The organism is Brachybacterium sp. NBEC-018, from assembly GCF_024860185.1.
Classification (GTDB): Bacteria; Actinomycetota; Actinomycetes; order Actinomycetales; family Dermabacteraceae; genus Brachybacterium; species Brachybacterium rhamnosum.
In genome coordinates, this window is sequence record NZ_CP100650.1 from 2,262,117 (window position 1) to 2,279,874 (window position 17,758).

Annotated in this window: 14 protein-coding genes; 7 read left to right on the plus strand and 7 right to left on the minus strand. The window is 73.0% G+C overall.

Features of this window, described 5'->3' with window-relative positions; genetic code table 11:
• Positions 1–84: 84 nt before the first annotated feature.
• The 7 genes from cobA to NLU66_RS10250 form a co-directional block, all read right to left on the minus strand.
• The gene (gene cobA, locus NLU66_RS10220) at positions 85–1,680 is read right to left on the minus strand and encodes a uroporphyrinogen-III C-methyltransferase (protein WP_259359594.1); all 1,596 of its coding nucleotides are present in this window, start codon (positions 1,678–1,680) and stop codon (positions 85–87) included.
• Complete coding sequence (gene nirD, locus NLU66_RS10225) at positions 1,680–2,063, minus strand: nitrite reductase small subunit NirD (protein ID WP_259359595.1); 384 nt, start codon at positions 2,061–2,063, stop codon at positions 1,680–1,682. Before nirD ends, cobA begins: the two co-directional genes overlap by 1 nt.
• On the minus strand, positions 2,060–4,729 hold the full coding sequence (gene nirB / locus NLU66_RS10230) for a nitrite reductase large subunit NirB (RefSeq protein ID WP_259359596.1): 2,670 nt from the start codon (positions 4,727–4,729) through the stop codon (positions 2,060–2,062). The genes nirD and nirB overlap by 4 nt, the downstream gene beginning before the upstream one ends.
• Before the next feature lie 135 nt (positions 4,730–4,864).
• The gene (locus NLU66_RS10235) at positions 4,865–6,190 is read right to left on the minus strand and encodes a sulfate adenylyltransferase subunit 1 (protein ID WP_259359597.1); all 1,326 of its coding nucleotides are present in this window, start codon (positions 6,188–6,190) and stop codon (positions 4,865–4,867) included.
• Positions 6,190–7,119 carry a sulfate adenylyltransferase subunit CysD gene (gene cysD, locus NLU66_RS10240; RefSeq protein ID WP_259359598.1) on the minus strand — a complete coding sequence of 310 codons (930 nt, stop codon included), beginning with the start codon at positions 7,117–7,119 and terminating at the stop codon, positions 6,190–6,192. The genes NLU66_RS10235 and cysD overlap by 1 nt, the downstream gene beginning before the upstream one ends.
• Complete coding sequence (locus NLU66_RS10245) at positions 7,116–7,982, minus strand: phosphoadenylyl-sulfate reductase (protein ID WP_259359599.1); 867 nt, start codon at positions 7,980–7,982, stop codon at positions 7,116–7,118. The genes cysD and NLU66_RS10245 overlap by 4 nt, the downstream gene beginning before the upstream one ends.
• Positions 7,979–9,724, minus strand: a complete 1,746-nt coding sequence (locus tag NLU66_RS10250; RefSeq protein ID WP_259359600.1) for a nitrite/sulfite reductase — start codon at positions 9,722–9,724, stop codon at positions 7,979–7,981. Before NLU66_RS10250 ends, NLU66_RS10245 begins: the two co-directional genes overlap by 4 nt.
• A 361-nt stretch (positions 9,725–10,085) precedes the next feature.
• Between NLU66_RS10250 and NLU66_RS10255 the strand changes: the two genes are divergently transcribed.
• The 7 genes from NLU66_RS10255 to NLU66_RS10285 all read left to right on the plus strand — a co-directional run bounded on the left by NLU66_RS10255 (position 10,086) and on the right by NLU66_RS10285 (position 17,736).
• Positions 10,086–11,849, plus strand: a complete 1,764-nt coding sequence (locus NLU66_RS10255) for an acetolactate synthase large subunit (protein WP_416232154.1) — start codon at positions 10,086–10,088, stop codon at positions 11,847–11,849.
• 2 nt (positions 11,850–11,851) lie between these two features.
• The gene (ilvN, locus tag NLU66_RS10260; protein ID WP_240811083.1) at positions 11,852–12,388 is read left to right on the plus strand and encodes an acetolactate synthase small subunit; all 537 of its coding nucleotides are present in this window, start codon (positions 11,852–11,854) and stop codon (positions 12,386–12,388) included.
• Between the two features lie 131 nt (positions 12,389–12,519).
• Positions 12,520–13,551, plus strand: coding sequence for a ketol-acid reductoisomerase (ilvC, locus tag NLU66_RS10265; RefSeq protein WP_259359602.1), 1,032 nt, complete (start codon positions 12,520–12,522; stop codon positions 13,549–13,551).
• Between the two features lie 182 nt (positions 13,552–13,733).
• Complete coding sequence (locus NLU66_RS10270; protein WP_259359603.1) at positions 13,734–13,856, plus strand: hypothetical protein; 123 nt, start codon at positions 13,734–13,736, stop codon at positions 13,854–13,856.
• Positions 13,853–14,830: an alpha/beta hydrolase gene (locus NLU66_RS10275; protein ID WP_259359604.1), complete on the plus strand. Its 978-nt coding sequence runs from the start codon at positions 13,853–13,855 to the stop codon at positions 14,828–14,830. The genes NLU66_RS10270 and NLU66_RS10275 overlap by 4 nt, the downstream gene beginning before the upstream one ends.
• Positions 14,831–15,035: 205 nt before the next feature.
• On the plus strand, positions 15,036–16,643 hold the full coding sequence (gene serA / locus NLU66_RS10280) for a phosphoglycerate dehydrogenase (protein ID WP_259359605.1): 1,608 nt from the start codon (positions 15,036–15,038) through the stop codon (positions 16,641–16,643).
• Positions 16,644–16,686: 43 nt separating this feature from the next.
• Complete coding sequence (locus tag NLU66_RS10285; RefSeq protein ID WP_259359606.1) at positions 16,687–17,736, plus strand: 3-isopropylmalate dehydrogenase; 1,050 nt, start codon at positions 16,687–16,689, stop codon at positions 17,734–17,736.
• Positions 17,737–17,758 lie beyond the last annotated feature (22 nt).

Sequence of the window (17,758 nt, forward strand, 5' to 3'; positions counted from 1 at the left end):
GGTTTCCCTCAGGGGAGGCCGGGCGCTCTGCTGCGTGGAGTCCAGCTGCGAGGCAGGAGTCAGGCCGACGGGGCTCCCCGGGGATCAGCCGCCGAGGGCCTGCCGGTACCGCTCCGCGGCGACGTCCGCGACGAGCGGGTGGTCGCCGAGCGGCGCCGCGAGCAGGTCCGCGCCCGCCGCCTCGAGCTGGTCGTGGAAGAAGCCCGGCGCGAGCAGGTAGGTCGCGATGACGACGCGGGCGCGGCCCGCACGTTCCCGCGCCGCGGCGAGGGCCTCGGGGACGGCGGGCTCCGCGGCGGAGATGAACCCGAGCGTGACCTCGCGCCCCAGGCGCGCGGCGAGCAGGGAGCGCATCTCCTCGGCCATCGCGCGGCCGGCGGCGTCGCGGGTGCCGGCGACGGCCATGACGACCGCGTCCTGCTCCGTCGCACCGGCCTCCTCGAGCCGCTGCGCCATGACCTCCGCGAGGCGCGGGTCCGGGCCGAGCGGCCCGGCGGCGACGGCGTCGTGCGCGGCGACCGCGGCGGCCACGTCCTGGCCCACGTGGAAGCCGGTCGAGAGCAGCAGCGGGACCACCACGGCGGCCGGCGGCCCCTGCTCGCGGGTGCTGCGCTCGGCGCGCACGGGGGCGAGGGCGGCGACGACCTCGCCGACGGCGGGGGTCTGCACGTCCACATAGGCCTCGCGCACCGTCACGCCAGGCAGCGCCGCGTCCAGGCGCCGCAGCAGCGCGCGCACCACGTCGCGCCCCTCACGGGAGCGGGTGCCGTGGGCGGTGCCGATGAGCACCGGGGAGCTTCCCGGGGACGGGACGGAGACGGCGCCGGGGACGCCGTCGTGCCGGACGGCGGCGTGGTCGAGCGGGGCGGGCAGCGCCTCGCGCCCCGAGCCGTGCGGGGGCACGGGCAGCTCCGGCGGGAGCAGGAAGCCCTCCGCGGCCGTGCGCCCGAGGACGATCACGGAGGGGAAGCCGATGCCCTCGTGCTCGACGACGCGCGCGATCGTGTCGAGCGTGCCGCGCACGGTGCGCTGCCCGGGCAGCGTCGCCTCCTGGACGACAGCGACGGGCAGGTCGCCGGGCACGCCGTTGAGGGTCGCCTGGGAGACGAGCCGCGGCAGCCAGCCCACCCCCATCATCAGCACGGTCGTGGTGCCCGGGTCGCGGAGCGCCGCGAGATCAGCCTCGCCGAGGTCCCCGTGGGCGTTGACGACGTGCACGGCGACCGCGGTGCCGCGGTGCGTGACGGGCACGTCCCCGGCGGCGGGACCCGCGATCGCGGAGGTCACCCCGGGCACCACCTGGACGGGCACGCCCGCGGCGCGGCAGGCGAGGACCTCCTCGCCGCCGCGGCCCAGCACGAAGGGATCCCCGCCCTTGAGCCGCACCACGCGCTTCCCGGCGCGGGCGCGGTCCACGAGGACCTCCTCGATCTCGTGCTGGCGCATCGAGGGCCGGCCGGGGGTCTTGCCGACGTCGATCACCTCGACCTCGGGGCCCAGGAGCTCGACGACCGAGGCCGGCCCGAGCCGGTCCACGACGACGACCTCCGCCTGTCGCAGCAGGGTCAGCGCCCGCACCGTCATCAGGTCGAGGGCACCGGGGCCGCCGCCCACGAGGGCGACGGTCCCCGGGTCGAGGACCGCCGCGCCCAGCGCGTCGAGCTCCGGCCCCGACCCCATCAGGAGCCGGCCCGGGCGGTGCGCGGGGCGGGGGCGACGAGCACGCGGCCCCCGCGCACCTCCGCGTCATGGACGTCGATCGGCAGGTCCTCCCCGCCGGCGGCGTCGAGCACCGCGCCGCTGTCCACGTCCCACACCTGCTTGTACAGGGGAGAGGTGAGCGTGGGGACGACGGTGCCGTCCCCCAGGTCGTGGCTGCCGATGATGCCGCGGGCGAGGACGTTCGCCCCCGAGTACGGGTCCCGCTGCTGGACGGCGCGGACGCCGCCGTCCTCGAGGCGGAACACGGCCACCTGCCGGTCGCCGAGCAGGGCAGCGGCGCCGCGCTCGGGCAGCAGGTCCTCCAGCGCGCACACGTCGATCATGGTCGTCTCCTCGTTCATCGGTCCTCCCGGGACCCATCCTCGCCGATCCCGGCCGTGCCCTGCAGCGCGAGTTCACGGACCCGCGCCGGGTCGTGGTCCACGATCCGGTCGCCCGGCCGCGCCGGCCGCACCTGGCCCCGCTCCGGGGCGAAGGCGAGATCCGGGTCCGGGGTGCCGGGGGCGTTGACGAAGGGCACGAAGCGGGACAGCCGCACGGGGTCGGAGAGGGTCTGCGCCCATTCGTCGGCATAGGTCTCCACGTGCCGGGACATCGACGCCTCGAGGTCCTCGCCGATGCCCAGCGAGTCCTCGACGATCACCCGCCGCAGCTCCTCGAGGCCGCCCGGCCGCTCCTCGACCCAGCGCGCGGTGCGCTGGAGACGGTCCGCCTCCCGCACGTACAGCATGAGGAAGCGGTCGATGCAGCGCACGAGCGCGGCGTCGTCGAGGTCCTCGACGAGGAGCCGCGCGTGCGCGGGCTGGGCGCCGCCGTTGCCGCCCACGTACAGGTTCCAGCCCTTGGCCGTCGCGATGACGCCCACGTCCTTCGCCCGCGCCTCGGCGCACTCGCGGGCGCAGCCGGAGACGCCGATCTTGATCTTGTGCGGGGAGCGCAGTCCCCGGTAGCGGTGCTCGAGGGCGACCGCCATCGTCGTCGAGTCCTGCACGCCGTAGCGGCACCACGAGCTGCCCACGCAGGACTTCACCATGCGCAGGGACTTGCCGTAGGCGTGCCCGGACTCGAGGCCCACGGCGTTCAGCCGTCGCCAGATCTCCGGCAGCTGGTCCAGGCGCGCCCCGAACATGCCGATCCGCTGGGCGCCATTGAGCTTGAGGTAGAGCCCGTGCTCCTTCGCGATCGCGGCGACCTCGGCGAGCTGCTCGGCGGTCACCTCGCCGCCCGGCATCCGCGGGATCACCGAATAGGTGCCGTTGCGCTGGATGTTCGCCATGACGTGGTCGTTCGTGTCCTGGAGCGAGCCCAGCTGACGTCCCACCGGGCTGTGCAGGCTGCCCGAGGTGGAGCCCAGGGTGGAGAGGATGGAGGCGATCGTCGGCCGGCAGACGGCGCAGCCGCGGCCCGTGCCGTGGGCGGCGACGATCTCGGTGAAGGTGGTCTGCCCGCCCTCCTCGACGAGCCGGTAGAGCTCGGCGCGGGACATGGGGAAGTGCTCGCACAGGGCCGTCGAGACGGTCTCGCCGAGCTTCTCGAGCTCCGCGTCCAGCAGGGAGGAGAGCGTGGGCACGCACGAGCCGCACACGGTGCCCGCGCTCGTGCAGCCCTTGATCTCGGCGACGCTGCGGCACCCCTGCTCGCTCACCGAGCGGCGGATCGTGCCCGCGTCCACGGCGTTGCACGAGCAGACGACGGCGTCGTCGGGCAGCTCCGTCTCGAGGGCGGCGCCGCCCGCAGGGGCGATGAGGGCGGAGGGGTCCGTGCCGAGCGGGCGTCCGACGAGCGGGCGCAGCCGCGGGTAGAGCGACACGTCGCCCACGAGGACGCCGCCGCGCAGGACGGTCGCGTCGTCGGAGAGGACGAGCTTGCGGTACTGGCGGTGGACGGGATCCACGAAGGAGACCTCGAGGGCGTCGGGGCTGAGCGCGTTGACGTCGCCGAAGGAGGCGGCGTCCACGCCGGCGCTCTTGAGCTTCGTGCCCTCCGCCGCGCGCCGGTGGGTCCGCTCGCCGCCGAGCAGCTGGTCCACGACGACGTCGGCCATGTCGTTACCGGGCGCGACGAGCCCGGCGCAGGTCCCCTCGTAGGAGGCGCACTCGCCGATCGCCCAGACGGCCGGGTCAGAGGTCCGGCAGGTCGCGCCGACCACGACCCCGCCGCGCTCGCCGATCGCGAGCCCCGCCTCCCGGGCGAGCCGGTCGCGGGGACGGATGCCGGTCGAGAGCACGACGACGTCCGCGGGGACCTCCTCGCCGTCGGTGAGGACCATGGTCGCGACGGCGCCGTCCCCGGAGGGGCGCATGGCGCTCGCGCCGACGCCCGTGCGGACGGCGAGCCCGCGGTCCTGCGCGAGCAGCCGCAGCATCTCGCCGCCGCCCTGGTCGAGCTGCACGGCCATGAGCCGGTCCGCGAACTCGACGACGGTCACCGCGGCGCCGAGCCCCTGGAGGGACGCGGCGGCCTCGAGGCCCAGCACCCCGCCGCCGACGACGACGCCGTGCAGCGGCCGGCCGAGGGCCTCGGAGCGCAGCCCGGTCCACTCCGCCAGCTGCTCCACGTCCTCGAGGGTGCGGTAGGAGAAGATCCCGGGCAGGTCCCCGCCCTCGGCGCGCGGCGCCCAGGGCCACGAGCCCGTCGCGAGCACGAGCTGGTCGTAGGGGTGCACGGCCCCGGACCGGGTCGTCACCGTGTGCGCCTCGCGGCCGATCGACGCGGCGGCGTCCCCCGTGACGAGCGTGATCCGCGGGTCCTCCCAGACGGTCGTGTCGAGCTCGAGCAGCTCCGGCCGACGGCTCGAGAACCAGTCGGAGAGGTGCACGCGGTCGTAGGGGCGGTGCGGCTCCTCGCCGAGGACGGTGAGCCGCCAGTCGCCCTCCGGGTCCTCGGCCCGCAGCCGCGCCGCGAGGCGGTGGCCGGTCATGCCGCCGCCGAGGACGAGGAGGCGGGTGCCGTCGAGCGGCGAGCGCGCACGGACGGGGACGAGGGGCGAGGAACCGGGGACGGTCATGATCACGTTCTCCTGGCGGGTCGGCGAGGTGCTGCCGCCATTGTGGAGTCCTCCCGGGGCCGCGCCGAGGGACCTCCGGCCCTGTCCTGCGCGGACGCGCCCCCGTCGGACCGGTCGGTCCGACGGGGGCGCGGCTCAGGCGCGCAGCTCGGCGCCGACCATCCCCGCGGCGACCGTGGTCCCGCTCTGCGGGTCGATCACGATGAACGAGCCGCCCTCGCGGCTCGCGCCGTAGGGCTCGAGGGGGAGGGGCTGGGCGAAGGCCAGCTCGACCCGGACGAGGTCGTTGAGCTCGCCCTGCTCCGCGGGCACCCGCTCGAGGGCCGCGATGTCGAGCTTCTCGAGGATCGCGGTGACGCGCGCCTGGACGGTGCTCGTGCCGTGCTTGACGAGCACCCGGGCACCGGGGACGAGCGGCTTCTCCGCGAGCCAGCAGAGCACCGCGGTCGCGGACTCCGCCGTGACGGGGAGGTCGCCCCCGGCGATGAGGTCACCGCGGGAGACGTCGAGCTCGTCGGCCAGGCGCAGGGTCACGGCGATGCCGGCCTCCGCACGGTCCACGGACTCCGGACCGCGGTCGATGCCGACCACCTGCGTGCGCCGGCCGGAGCCCGCCACGCCCACCTCGTCGCCCACGGCGATCGAGCCGGAGGTGATGAGGCCCGCGTAGCCGCGGTAGTCGACGTGCGCGGGGTCGACGGCGCCCTGCTGGGGGCGGATCACGAGCTGCACGGGCAGACGGAAGGGCCCCTCGCGCAGGTCCTGGCCGCCCGGGAAGGACTCGAGCAGGTCCAGGAGGGTGGGACCCGTGTACCAGGGCGTCTTCTCCGACGGGGTCACGACGTTGTCGCCGTGCAGCGCGGAGACGGGCACCACGCGCAGGTCGGCGATCGAGAGGGTCCTCGCGATCTCCTCGAGCTGGGAGACGACCTCCTCGTGCACCTGCTGGGGGTTCTCGACGAGGTCGATCTTGTTCAGGGCGACGACCACGTGGGGGACGCGCAGCAGGCCCGCGATCGCGAGGTGCCGGCGCGTCTGCTCGACGACGCCGTTGCGGGCGTCGACGAGCACCGTGACGACGTCCGCCGTGGAGGCGCCGGTGACGGTGTTGCGCGTGTACTGCACGTGGCCGGGGGTGTCGGCGAGCACGTAGGAGCGGGTCGCCGTCGCGAAGTAGCGGTAGGCGACGTCGATCGTGATGCCCTGCTCGCGCTCGGCGCGGAGGCCGTCGGTGAGCAGCGCGAGATCGGCGAGCTCGCCCTTCCAGCCGCGCTGACGGCTCGCCGCCTCGACGGAGGCGAGCTGGTCCGCGAGGACGGACTTCGTGTCGTGCAGGAGCCGGCCGATGAGTGTCGACTTCCCGTCGTCCACGCTGCCGGCGGTCGCGATGCGCAGGAGGGTGGGGCCGGAGCCGCCCTCGGCGGATCCCGTGGGATCCAGGAGCAGTGATGCGGTGCTCATCAGAAGTAGCCCTCCTTCTTGCGGTCCTCCATGGCGGCCTCGGAGATGCGGTCGTCCGCGCGGGTCGCGCCGCGCTCCGAGACGGTGGTCGCCGCGACCTCGGCGAGGACGGCCTCGACGTCCCGCGCCTCGGAGGGGACGGCGCCGGTGCAGGACACGTCGCCCACGGTGCGGTAGCGCACCGTGCGCACGGAGGTGGTCTCGCCCTCGCGCAGCGGCACGATCTCACCGGGGGAGAGGAGCATGCCGTCGCGCTCGACGACCTCGCGCTCGTGCGCGTAGTACAGGGACGGCAGCTCGATGCCCTCGCGGGCGATGTACCGCCACACGTCGAGCTCGGTCCAGTTCGAGAGCGGGAAGACGCGCACGTGCTCCCCGGGGCGGTGGCGCGTGTTGTAGAGGTGCCACAGCTCGGGGCGCTGGTTCTTGGGATCCCAGTGGCCGAAGGAGTTGCGCAGGCTCACCACGCGCTCCTTGGCCCGGGCCTTGTCCTCGTCGCGCCGGCCGCCGCCGAACACCGCGTCGTGGCGGCCGTCCTCGATGCCGTCGAGCAGGGGGAGGGTCTGGAGCGGGTTGCGGGTGCCGTCGGCCCGCTCCTCGAGCCGGCCGTCGTCGAGGTAGTCCTGGACGCGCGCGACCTTGAGCTCGACCCCGAGGCGCTCGACCGTGCGGTCGCGGAACTCGAGGACCTCCGGGAAGTTGTGGCCGGTGTCGACGTGGAGCACGGGGAAGGGCACGGGCGCCGGCCAGAAGGCCTTCACCGCGAGGTGGAGCATGACCACCGAGTCCTTGCCGCCGGAGAAGAGCATGACGGGACGCTCGAGCTCCGCGACCACCTCGCGGATGATGTGGATGCCCTCGCTCTCGAGGGCGTCGAGCAGGGAGGTCGGCGCGCCGAGCTCCTGCGGGGGGCGGGCGACGGTGGTCATCGGTCCTCCTCGGCGGTGTTCACGGTGATCAGCTGCAGGGGCACGGCCGCGATCGGGGCGCCCTGGGCGTCCTGCTCGGTGCCGGTGCCGCCCTCGGACGGGTGCAGGCCGCACTCGGTCTTCTCCTTGCCGGCCCAGCGGCCTGCGCGGGGGTCCTCGCCGGGGGCGACGGCGCGTGTGCAGGGCAGGCAGCCGATGCTCGGGTAGCCCTGGTGCAGCAGCGGGTTCTCGGGCAGGCCGTGCTCGGCGGAGTACGCCATGAGCCGGTCGTAGCTCCAGGTCACGAGCGGGTTGATCTTCACCAGACCGAAGCCCTCGTCCCAGGTGACGACGGGGGTCGCGGCGCGGGTGGGCCCCTCCTCGCGGCGCACGCCGGTCACCCAGGCGTCATAGCCGGCGAGCACGCGCTTCAGCGGGGCGACCTTGCGCATGCCGCAGCAGGCGCCCGGGTCGCGGTCGTGCAGGCGGGGACCGTGCTCGGCGTCCTGCTCCGCGACGGTGTGCTCGGGGAGCACGTCCACGATCGTCACGTCGAGCTCCTGCTCGACCCGGTCGCGCGTCGCGAGCGTCTCGGGGAAGTGATAGCCGGTGTCGAGGAAGAGCACGTCGACGCCCGGACGGTGCGCGGCGACGACCTGGGGGAGGACCGCGTCGGCCATCGAGCACGCGACGGCGAGGGAGGGGCCGAACTGCTCGGCGGCCCACGCGGAGACCGCGCTCGCGAGCTCCTCGGGCCCGAGCTCCTTCTCCAGCTCGGCGAAGCGCGCGGAGGCCTCCTCGGCGATCGCGCGGAGCCGCGCGGTGCGCTGCTCGGGGGTCTCGCCCGTGGTGCCGGCGGCGGCGGAAGGTCGGTTCTCGGTCATCGCAGCTCCTCGTCCTCGGCGCGGTGCGTCCACGCGGCGAAGGTCTCCCCGCTGTCGCGACCTGCGACGTAACGGCGCACGACCCTCTCCACGTACTCGCCCAGCTCGGTCGCCGCGACCTTGTGCTGCCGCAGCGTGCGTCCCAGTTGCGGCACCTCGAGATCGTGGCGTCCCAGCGATCCTCCCAGATGGACCTGGAACCCGGGGACCTGCTCGCCCGCGTCGGTCGTGATGATCTGACCCTTGAGGCCGATGTCCGCGGTCTGGATGCGGGCGCACGAGTTCGGGCAGCCGTTCACGTGCATGCTGATCGGCGCCTCGAGCTGGTCCTCGACGTCGGCGAGACGCGTCTCGAGCTCGTCGATCGTGCGCTCGGCGGTGTCCTTCGTGTCGACGATCGCGAGCTTGCAGAACTCGAGGCCGGTGCAGGCCATGGAGGAGCGGCGGAGGGCGCCGGGCCGGGTGCGCAGGCCGAGCCCCTCGAGGCCGGCCACCGCGTCCTCGACGCGCTCCGCGGGGACGCCGAGCACGACGAGCTTCTGGAAGGCGGTCAGGCGCACGCCCTCGGCGCCGACCTCCTCGACGAGGTCCGCGAGGCGGGTGAGCAGGTCCCCGCCGATGCGGCCGACGGTCGGTGCGGCGCCGATGTAGGAGCGGCCGTCCTTCTGGGGGTGGACGCCGACGTGGTCGCCGGGGCCGGTCGCGGGCGCCGGGGCGGGCCCGTCCGCGAGGGCGTAGCCGAGGTACTCGGTCTCGAGCACCTCGCGGAAGCGCTCGTTGCCCCAGTCGGCGAGGAGGAACTTCAGGCGGGCCTTGTTGCGCAGGCGCCGGAAGCCGTAGTCGCGGAAGATGCGGATGACGCCGTGCCAGACGTCCGCCGCCTGCTCCTCCGTGACGAAGGCGCCCAGGCGCTCCGCGAGGCGCGGCGTGGTGGACAGCGCGCCGCCCACCCAGAGGTCGTAGCCGGGGCCCAGCTCGGGGTGCACGACGCCCACGAGGGACACGTCGTTGATCTCGTGCGCGACGTCGAGGCTCGGGTGGCCGGTGATCGCGGTCTTGAACTTGCGGGGGAGGTTCGCGAGCTCGGGGTCGCCGATGAAGCGGCGCTTGATCTCCGCGATCACGGGGGTGGGATCGATGATCTCGTCGGCCGCGATGCCGGCGACCGGGCTGCCGAGGAAGCCGCGTGGGGTGTCGCCGCAGGCGGTCGTCGTCTCGAGGCCGACGGTGTCGAGCCGTCGCCAGATCTCCGGGACGTCCTCGATGCCGATCCAGTGGTACTGCACGTTCTGGCGGTCGGTGATGTCCGCGGTGCCGCGGGCGAAGTCCGTCGCGATCGAGCCGAGCACGCGCAGCGCGCGCGGGGGCAGCAGGGCGCCGTCGCTGCGCACGCGCAGCATGAAGTAGCGGTCCTCGAGCTCGTGCGGCTCGAGCTGCGCGGTGCGGCCGCCGTCGATCCCGGGCTTGCGCTGGGTGTAGAGGCCCCACCAGCGGAAGCGGCCGTGGAGGTCGTCGCCGTCGATCGAGTCGAAGCCCTCGCGGGCGTAGGTCTCCTCGATGCGCCGGCGGACGTCGAGCCCGTTGCCGGCGGCCTTGACCTCCTCGTTGGAGTTCAGGGGTGTGGGGCCGTCGACCTTCCACTGCCCCTGGGGCTTCCCGGAGCGGGAGGGCCGCACGCGCGCGGGCGCGGCGCCGGCGGCGCTCGGGGCCGGGGTGCGCAGGTCGGTGTCAGGGCTGTCCATGCGATCCATAGTGACGCGTTATGCGGCCTCGAACAAATGCTTGGGTCGAAATGTGTCGCCGCATGGCCGGACCCCGAGGCGCCGCCCGGTCGCCGTCCCGCGCGGGTCCGCATCCTGGACGGACCCGGCGGAGGGCGAGGCCGCGCGGGCTATGGTGTGCCCATGCAGAAGATCCTTCTCGTAGTCATCGAGCGCGGCTGACGCCCGTTCGTCCCTACGAGACGTCCTCCGCGCCCCTCCAGAGCCCCAGGCCGAGGGGCTTTTTCGTGTTCAGCGTGATCCGCGGGCACGGACCCGAGAGGGGGAGGGGAACATGGCACGGCCGCCCCTGGTCCCCCGTCCGCGATCCGAAGGAGCAACGATGTCCCCGCAGCAGATGACCGGCGCGCAGGCGCTGGTCGAGTCCCTCGAGCATGCCGGGGCCGAGGTCGTCTTCGGCCTGCCCGGCGGCGCGATCCTCCCCACCTACGATCCGCTCCTGGACGCCAAGAAGCTCCGCCACGTGCTCGTCCGCCACGAGCAGGGAGCGGGCCACGCGGCGAGCGGCTACGCCCACGCGACCGGCAAGGTCGGCGTGTGCCTCGCGACCTCCGGCCCGGGCGCGACGAACCTCATCACCGCGATCGCGGACGCCCAGATGGACTCGATCCCGATGGTCGCGATCACCGGCCAGGTGGGCTCCTCCTTCATCGGGACCGATGCCTTCCAGGAGGCGGACATCGTCGGGATGACGATGCCGGTCACCAAGCACAACTTCCTCGTGAAGGACGCCGCGGACATCCCGCGCACCATCAAGCAGGCCTTCCACATCGCCTCGACCGGCCGCCCCGGCGTCGTTCTCGTGGACGTCACGAAGGACGCCCAGCAGGCGACCGCCCCGTTCGTGTGGCCCGAGGACCTCGACCTCCCCGGCTACCACCCCGAGGCGCGGCCCCACCTCAAACAGATCCGCGAGGCGGCCTCGCTGCTGCTCTCCGCGAAGCGGCCCGTCTTCCTCCTGGGCGGCGGCGTGCTGCGCGGGGACGCCTCGGCCGAGGTGCGCGAGCTCGTGGACCTCTCGGGCGCCCCGTTCGTCACGACCCTCATGGGCCGCGGTGCGCTCCCGGACTCCCACCCCCAGCAGCTCGGCATGCCCGGCATGCACGGCACGGTCGCGGCGGTCTCCGCGCTCCAGCGGGCGGACCTCATCATCGCGATCGGCGCCCGCTTCGACGACCGCGTGACCGGGCGCCTGGACTCCTTCGCCCCGGACGCGACCATCGTCCACGCGGACATCGACCCCGCGGAGATCTCCAAGAACCGCACCGCCGACGTCCCGATCGTCGGGCAGGCCGGGGAGGTCGCGACCGCCCTCACCGCGGAGCTGCGCCACCGCCTCGACGCCGCGGAGCAGGACCCGCGCGACTACGCCGCGTGGTGGCAGATGCTCGACACGCTGCGCAGCTCCTACCCGCTGGGGTGGACCGAGACGGCCGACGGCTTCACGGCGCCGCAGAAGGTCATCTCCCGGATCGGCGCGATCAGCGGCCCGGACTCGGTGTTCGTCGCGGGCGTCGGCCAGCACCAGATGTGGTCGAGCCAGTTCATCTCCTACGAGAACCCGCGCAGCTGGATCAACTCCGGCGGTCTCGGCACGATGGGCTACTCGGTCCCCGCGGCCATGGGCGCCAAGGTGGGCCGCCCGGACGTCCCGGTGTGGGCGATCGACGGCGACGGCTGCTTCCAGATGACGAACCAGGAGCTCGCGACCTGCGTCATCAACGACATCCCGATCAAGGTCGCGGTCATCAACAACTCGAGCCTCGGCATGGTGCGCCAGTGGCAGAACCTGTTCTACGACCAGCGCTACTCGAACACCGAGCTCAACACCGGTCACGGCTCGCGCCGCATCCCGGACTTCGTGAAGCTCGCCGACGCGTACGGCGCGGCGGGGCTGCGGTGCGAGCGGGACGAGGACATCGACGCGACGATCGAGGCGGCGATGGCGATCAACGACCGCCCGGTCGTCGTGGACTTCACCGTGAGCGCCGACGCGATGGTGTGGCCGATGGTCCCCGCCGGCGTCTCCAACGACGAGATCCAGATCGCCCAGGGCATGAGCCCCGAGTGGGAGAGGGACATCTGAGCATGAACTCCACCGATTCCGTGATGCGACCGAACACCCAGACCCTGTCCGTCCTCGTCGAGAACAAGCCCGGCGTGCTCACCCGCGTCTCCGCGCTGTTCGCGCGCCGCGGCTACAACATCGCCTCGCTCGCGGTGGGCCCCACCGAGCACCCGGAGATCTCGCGGATCACCGTGGTCGTCGACGTGGACCAGCACCCCCTCGAGCAGATCACCAAGCAGCTCAACAAGCTGGTCAACGTGCTCAAGATCGTCCAGCTCGACCCCCGCCAGACGATCCAGCGCGAGCTCATCCTCATCAAGGTGGGCGCGGACAACGCCTCGCGCACCTCGGTCCTCGAGGTGGTCCAGATGTTCCGTGCGAAGGTGGTCGACGCGGCCACCGACGCCGTGACCATCGAGGCCACGGGCACCCAGGACAAGCTCGACGCCCTCCTGGGGATGCTCGAGCCCTTCGGGATCCGCGAGATCGTGAAGTCCGGCGAGGTCGCGATCGGCCGCGGCGGCCGTGCGATCACCGACCGCAGTCTCCTCGGCTGACCCGCGAGGGTCACGGGCTGAGACGGCCTCTCACAACGTAAGACGGACGGCGATAGGATCGACCTGTCGCCGGCGCCGAGGGTGCGAACCCCGCCCCGGCGCGGACACAACCACACACAAAGGAGCACATCGTGGCGGAGATCTTCTACGACGACAACGCAGACCTCTCGATCATCCAGGGCAAGAAGGTCGGCGTCATCGGCTTCGGCTCGCAGGGCCACGCCCACGCGCTGAACCTCCGTGACAGCGGCGTCGAGGTCCGCGTCGGCCTGCGCGAGGGCTCGAAGTCGGCCGCGAAGGCGCAGGAGGAGGGCCTGACGACGGGCTCCGTCGCCGAGGTCGCCGAGTGGGCGGATCTCATCATGATCCTCACCCCGGACCAGGACCAGCGGAAGGTCTTCACCGAGTCGATCCAGCCGCACCTCACCGAGGGCAAGGCGCTCGCCTTCGCGCACGGCTTCAACATCCGCTTCGGCTACATCGAGGTCCCCGCGGGCGTCGACGTGCTGCTCATCGCCCCCAAGGCCCCCGGCCACACGGTGCGCCGCGAGTTCGTCGCGGGCCGCGGCATCCCGGACATCGTCGCCGTCGAGCAGGACGCGACCGGCTCCGCCTGGGACCTCGCGCTCGCCTACGCCAAGGGCATCGGCGGCACCCGCGCCGGCGTCATCAAGACCACCTTCACCGAGGAGACCGAGACCGACCTCTTCGGCGAGCAGGCCGTGCTCTGCGGCGGCATGAGCCACCTCGTGCAGGCGGGCTTCGAGACCCTCTCCGAGGCCGGCTACCAGCCCGAGATCGCCTACTTCGAGGTCCTCCACGAGCTCAAGCTCATCGTCGACCTCATGTGGGAGGGCGGCATCGCCAAGCAGCGCTGGTCGATCTCCGACACCGCCGAGTTCGGCGACTACGTCTCCGGCCCGCGCGTCGTCACCGACGAGACCAAGGCGAACATGAAGGCGATCCTCGCCGACATCCAGTCCGGCGCCTTCGCGAAGCGCTTCATCGACGACCAGGACAACGGCGCGACCGAGTTCCAGGAGCTGCGTGCCAAGGAGGCGACGCACCCGATCGAGACCGTCGGCCGCGACCTGCGCAAGATGTTCTCGTGGTCCACCACGAGCGTCGACGCGGACTACACCGAGGGCAGCGCCGCGCGCTGATCCCGAGGCGTCCCCTCACGGCGGGGCGGGCATCCGATCGCAGGATCGGGTGCCCGCCCCGTCGGCCGTCCGGGGAGCGTCGACCGACGTCACGTTCCCGTCCACCCGGGGTATGACGCCGCACGGGGAGGCGACGACCATCCGCCGTGGTCAGCGGGGAACTGCGTCCCTAGGGTGACGGGATGCAGACATGGAAGAAGCGCGCGATCGTCATCGCGGTCCTGGTGGTCCTCGGCGCCGCCGCGGGATGGCTGGCCCTCAACCTCGGCCTCGACCTCCTCCTGGGCGGGAGGACGTTCTCATGAGGCGCTGGCTCTCCCGTCTGATGTGGGGCGGGATCTACGTGCTCGTCTTCGCGCTCTCCGCCGGCGGCGGCGCTCTCATGGCGACCAGGACCGGTCAGAGCTTCGCCGGGATCGAGGAGGTCGACTGGGACGACACGATGGGCAGCGTCGAGACCGACCTCCCCTATGGCGACGGCGAGCTGAACTGCTTCGATCTCTTCCTCCCCGCCGATGCGGCGCATGCCTCCCGGCTCGTCCTCTACATCCATGCCGGCGGGTTCACCTCCGGGGACAAGGCCGATGACACCTCGATCGCCGAGAGCTTCGCCGCTCAGGGATACGTCGCGGCCACCATCAACTACTCCCTGGCCTCCGAGGGCAGCACGGCGAGCGTGCCGGAGATGGCGCAGGAGATCAGGGCGGGCGTCGCCGCGATCGAGGCCGCCGCGAGCGAGCGCGGCTACGACCTGGACGGCATCGTCCTCGCGGGCGGCTCCGCCGGCGGCGCCCTCGCGATGATCACGGCGTACGGCGCCACCGATGACCTCGCGCTCCCGGTGGACGCCGTCATGTCCTTCGTGGGACCTGCGGGCTTCGAGCCCGCGGACTGGTTCGACATCGAGGATCGCGACTACGCGACGGACGAGTCGGCCGAGGCCGGTGCCGCCTTCGCCTCGATCATGGCCGGACAGAGGATCACCCCGGAGATGATGCGCAGCGGCGCCTATCGGGAGGTCCTCGCGCCCATCACGGCGAAGGACCTGGTGCACGACGGCGCCCCGCCCTCGCTGCTCGCCTACGGGGCGCTCGACAAGGTCGCCCCCTATGCGGCGAGCCGTGAGATGGAGGGCATCCTCGAGGCGCACGGTGTGCCGCATGACGTCCTGGTGTTCCCGAACTCAGGCCACGCCCTGAACCGGGACCCGGAGATGAACGAGGAGCTGGGCGGTCTCATCCAGCGCTACCTCGACACCTACGCGCCGCTCCGATCCTGAGCGGGGCGGCCGGTGCGGTCGACGAGAGCGCAGGGGGCGAGCTCGACGTCCCGAGGGCCGGTGAACCGGCCCCGGGAATGCGTGCCACCTGCCTTCTCGGATCGTGATCATGGCGACCGCATGGCGGACAGCGGATTACGCTGTGCTCATACGCGTCGCCCCGAGGATGAGTGCGACGATCGCCGTCTGTACCGGAGGAGATTCCGTGACGAGTCCTGTCGTCCTCATCGCCGAAGAGCTGTCGCCCGCCACCGTCGAGGTGCTCGGTCCCGACGTGGAGGTCCGCCACGTCGACGGCGCCGACCGCGCCGCGCTGCTCGCCGCCGTCGTCGACGCCGACGCCCTGCTGGTGCGCTCCGCGACCCAGGTCGACGCCGAGGTCTTCGCCGCCGCGCCGAACCTCAAGGTCGTCGCCCGTGCGGGCGTGGGCCTGGACAACGTGGACGTCCCCGCGGCGACCGTCGCCGGCGCGATGGTCATCAACGCCCCGACCTCGAACATCACCTCCGCCGCGGAGCTCGCGGTGGCCCTCATCCTCGCCTCGCTGCGCAATCTCGCGCGGGCCGACTCCTCCGTCAAGGCCGGGAAGTGGGAGCGCAAGCAGCTCACCGGCGTCGAGCTGCTGGGCAAGACCGTCGGCGTCGTCGGCTTCGGCCGGATCGGCCAGCTGGTCGCCGAGCGCCTCGCCCCCTTCGGCGTCACCCTGCTCGCCTACGACCCGTACGTGAGCCACGCCCGCGCGGCCGAGCTCGGCGCGCGCGTCGTCGAGCTCGACGAGATCATGCGCGAGAGCGACGTCATCACCGTCCACATGCCCAAGACCCCGGAGACCACCGGCCTGCTGGGCGCGGAGCAGTTCGCGATCGCGAAGCCGAACCTCCACGTCGTCAACGCCGCCCGCGGCGGGCTCATCGACGAGGAGGCGCTGTACACCGCGCTGACCACCGGACAGATCGCCGGCGCCGCGCTGGACGTCTACAGCTCCGAGCCGCCCGCCAAGAGCGAGACCGCCGCGAAGCTCCTCGAGCTCGAGAACATCACCCTCACGCCCCACCTCGGCGCCTCCACCGCGGAGGCCCAGGAGAAGGCCGGCGTCGCCGTCGCCCGCTCCGTGCGCCTCGCCCTCGCCGGTGAGCTCGTGCCGGACGCCGTGAACGTCGCGGGCGGCGCCCTCGACGACCTCGTGCGCCCCGGCGTCGCCCTCGCCGACCGCCTGGGCCAGCTGTTCACCGCCCTGGCCGCCGAGGCCCCCGAGGTGCTCGAGATCGTGGTGCGCGGCGAGATCGCGACCCATGACGTCACCGCCCTCAAGCTCTCAGCGCTGCGCGGCATGTTCCGCGGCACGGTCACGGAGCAGGTCTCCTACGTCAACGCCCCCGTCATGGCCGAGGAGCGCGGCATCTCCGTGAAGCTCGAGACCGAGGAGGAGAGCGAGCGCTTCCGCAACGTCGTCGCGCTGCGCGGCACCCTCCGCGACGGCTCCGTCGTCTCCGTCGCCGGCACCCTCAGCGGTGCCCGCCAGGAGCACAAGCTCGTCGAGATCGGCGGCCACGAGCTCGAGGTGCCGCTCTCCGACCACCTCCTGGTCATCCGCTACGTCGACGGTCCCGGCATGATCGGCCAGTACGGCGCGCGGCTGGGCGCCGCGGGCGTGAACATCGCCGGCATGCAGGTCTCCCGCGCCGGCACCACCCAGGGCTCCGAGGCGCTCGTCGTCCTCGACCTCGACGAGGCCGCCCCGCGCGAGCTCGCCGAGGAGATCGGTCGCGAGATCGGTGCGCACTCCGTGCACGCCGCCGATCTCGTCTACTGATCCCCGCCCACCACCCCGACCGACACCTCTCCAGGAGCAGCAGATGAACGACTCGACCCTCCGCCTCGCCGTCATCGAGGGCGACGGGATCGGCCAGGAGGTCGTGCCCCAGGGCCTGCGCGTGCTCCGCGCGGCCCTCGAGCCGGCGGGCGTCGCCGTCGAGACGACGCCCTTCGACCTGGGCGCGGGCCGCTGGCACCGCACCGGGGAGACCCTGACCGACGAGGACATGAGCCGCCTCGCCGAGCACGACGCGATCCTGCTGGGCGCCGTGGGGGACCCGCAGGTCCCCTCGGGCGTGCTCGAGCGGGGTCTGCTGCTCAAGCTCCGCTTCGGCTTCGACCACTACGTGAACCTGCGCCCCACACGGCTCGTGCCCGGCGTCTCGACGCCGCTCGCGGAGCCCGGCGAGGTCGACTTCCTCGTGGTCCGCGAGGGCACCGAGGGCCCGTACGTGGGCAACGGCGGATCGATGCGCACGGGCACCCCGCTCGAGGTCGCGACCGAGGTGTCCCTCAACACCGCCGTCGGCGTCGAGCGCGTGATCCGCTACGCCTTCGAGCAGGCCGCCGCGCGCCGGGGGAAGCTCACCCTCGTGCACAAGCACAACGTGCTCGTCCACGCCGGGCACCTGTGGCGCCGGGTCGTCGACGAGGTCGGTGCGGAGTTCCCGGGCGTGAGCGTGGACTACGCCCACGTCGACGCCATGATGATCTACCTGGTCCAGGATCCCGCCCGCTTCGACGTCATCGTCACCGACAACCTCTTCGGCGACATCGTCACGGACCTCGCGGGCGCGATCGGCGGCGGCATCGGCCTCGCCGCGAGCGGCAACATCAACCCCACGGGCGCCTTCCCCTCGATGTTCGAGCCGGTGCACGGCTCCGCGCCGGACATCGCCGGGAAGGACCTCGCGGACCCGACCGCGACCGTGCTCTCGGTGGCCCTGCTGCTGGACCACCTCGGCCACGCGGGTCCCGCCCAGAAGGTCCGCGACGCCGTCGAGGCCGATCTCGCCGAGCGCGCCTCCCTGGGCGCCCGCGGCACCGTCGCGATCGGCGACGCCCTCGTCGCCGCCGTGAGCGATCGCTGACCCCCACCCCCTTCCGTCCCGT